Here is a 2,500-nt window from a genome sequence, read left to right as displayed (position 1 = left end):
TGGAGAGGGCAACAACCCTGACCACCATCTAAGGTCCCTAAGTTATGGCTAAGTGGGAAAGGATGTGAGGATCCCAAAACAACCAGGATGTTGGCTTAGAAGCAGCCATCATTTAAAGAAAGCGTAACAGCTCACTGGTCTAAATAAGGGTCTTTGCGCCGAAAATGTACCGGGGCTCAAGCCATACACCGAAGCTGTGGATGCACTTAATGTGCGTGGTAGCGGAGCGTTCTGTAAGTCTGTGAAGGGAGACCCGTGAGGGCTCCTGGAGATATCAGAAGTGAGAATGCTGACATGAGTAACGATAAAGAGTGTGAGAGACACTCTCGCCGAAAGTCCAAGGGTTCCTGCTTAAAGTTAATCTGAGCAGGGTTAGCCGGCCCCTAAGGCGAGGCAGAAATGCGTAGTCGATGGGAACCACGTTAATATTCGTGGGCCTGCAGGTAGTGACGGATCGTGTGTATTGTGAGATCTTATTGGATTGATCTTGCAGTGAAGCGGTTCCAGGAAATAGCTCCTGCATATAGACCGTACCCTAAACCGACACTGGTGGACTGGTAGAGAATACCAAGGCGCTTGAGAGAACTGCGTTGAAGGAACTCGGCAAAATGCACGCGTAACTTCGGAAGAAGCGTGACCCCTTTTTGCGCAAGCAGATGGGGGTGGCACAGACCAGGGGGTAGCGACTGTTTACCAAAAACACAGGGCTCTGCGAAGTCGCAAGACGACGTATAGAGTCTGACGCCTGCCCGGTGCCGGAAGGTTAAGAGGAGAGGTGCAAGCCTTGAATTGAAGCCCCGGTAAACGGCGGCCGTAACTATAACGGTCCTAAGGTAGCGAAATTCCTTGTCGGGTAAGTTCCGACCTGCACGAATGGCGTAACGACTTCCCCGCTGTCTCCAACGCAGACTCAGTGAAATTGAATTCCCCGTGAAGATGCGGGGTTCCTGCGGTTAGACGGAAAGACCCCGTGCACCTTTACTATAGCTTTACACTGGCATTCGTGACGTTATGTGTAGGATAGGTGGTAGACTTTGAAGCCTGGACGCCAGTTCAGGTGGAGTCATCCTTGAAATACCACCCTTAATCTTATGGATGTCTAACTGCGGCCCGTTATCCGGGTCCAGGACCGTGTATGGTGGGTAGTTTGACTGGGGCGGTCGCCTCCTAAAGAGTAACGGAGGCGCGCGATGGTAGGCTCAGAACGGTCGGAAATCGTTCGCTGAGTGCAATGGCATAAGCCTGCCTGACTGCGAGACTGACAAGTCGAGCAGAGACGAAAGTCGGTCATAGTGATCCGGTGGTCCCGAGTGGAAGGGCCATCGCTCAACGGATAAAAGGTACGCCGGGGATAACAGGCTGATGACCCCCAAGAGTCCATATCGACGGGGTTGTTTGGCACCTCGATGTCGACTCATCGCATCCTGGGGCTGGAGCAGGTCCCAAGGGTATGGCTGTTCGCCATTTAAAGCGGTACGTGAGTTGGGTTCAGAACGTCGTGAGACAGTTCGGTCCCTATCTGCCGTGGGTGTAGGAATATTGAAAGGATCTGTCCCTAGTACGAGAGGACCGGGATGGACGTATCTCTGGTGGATCTGTTGTCGCGCCAGCGGCATAGCAGAGTAGCTATATACGGACTAGATAACCGCTGAAGGCATCTAAGCGGGAAACTAACCTTAAAACGAGTATTCCCTATCAGAGCCGTGGAAGACTACCACGTTGATAGGCCGGGTGTGGAAGTGCGGCAACGCATGCAGCTTACCGGTACTAATAGCTCGATCGACTTGATCATTCTCATTATCAATATCCATCAAACGAAGTTTGATGTCTCTTTTGTCCTTAAAGCTGAGCGCCTGATAAGTCAGGCTAGCCTGCGGACAGCACGCAACATCAGTTGCGACGGTCTCTTGACCTTGCGAAGTAAACTTCGAAGATGACAATAAGCATACGACAGTATGGCGCCGGTCGTTCGGCGTGCCCGCGTAAGCCTTCACGCAGTGAAGGTAGCGTGAGCGATAAAAATAGCACGAAAGACTTCCAGCTTCTCAAACATTATTGATGCGCTTTGCTGACCTGGTGGTTATTGCGGAGCGGCTGCACCCGATCCCATTCCGAACTCGGCCGTGAAACGCTCCAGCGCCGATGGTACTTTGTCTTAAGGCACGGGAGAGTAGGTCGCTGCCAGGTCTGCTAATCGCATCAATGAAACATCTTCTCAAAACAGAACAACTTATTCAAAACGCATCAAGCGTTTACAAAAAATACCAGCCAGATAAAGCAATGACAAACTGGCTACAAGCCTTAATCAATCAATGCTGTCTCATTCGCTTGAATAACAGCGTCGAAAAATTGGGGCTAAGGGCAAGAGCAGCCCATGTTCATCAACGACTGGCAAAGCCGGTAAGGACGAACAAAATAAAAAAACCGGGCTAAGCCCGACGCTCAAAGTTTATCGCGGGGTGGAGCAGCCCGGTAGCTCGTCAGGCTCATAACCTGAAGG

The 2,500-nt window shown here is 51.5% G+C and carries 2 rRNA genes (1 of these 2 cut by a window edge); both read left to right on the top strand.

What is annotated here, in order from left to right:
• A 23S ribosomal RNA gene (locus ACI0FR_RS16385) occupies window positions 1-1,792 on the top strand; it begins 1,179 nt to the left of the window's first position.
• A 280-nt stretch (window positions 1,793-2,072) separates the two neighbouring features.
• Window positions 2,073-2,187 (top strand): 5S ribosomal RNA (gene rrf / locus ACI0FR_RS16380).
• The last annotated feature ends 313 nt before the right edge of the window (window positions 2,188-2,500 follow it).

This window comes from Paenochrobactrum sp. BZR 201-1 (assembly GCF_044987585.2).
Taxonomy (GTDB): Bacteria; Pseudomonadota; Alphaproteobacteria; order Rhizobiales; family Rhizobiaceae; genus Paenochrobactrum; species Paenochrobactrum pullorum.
This window is presented reverse-complemented; position numbering and strand designations above follow the sequence as displayed.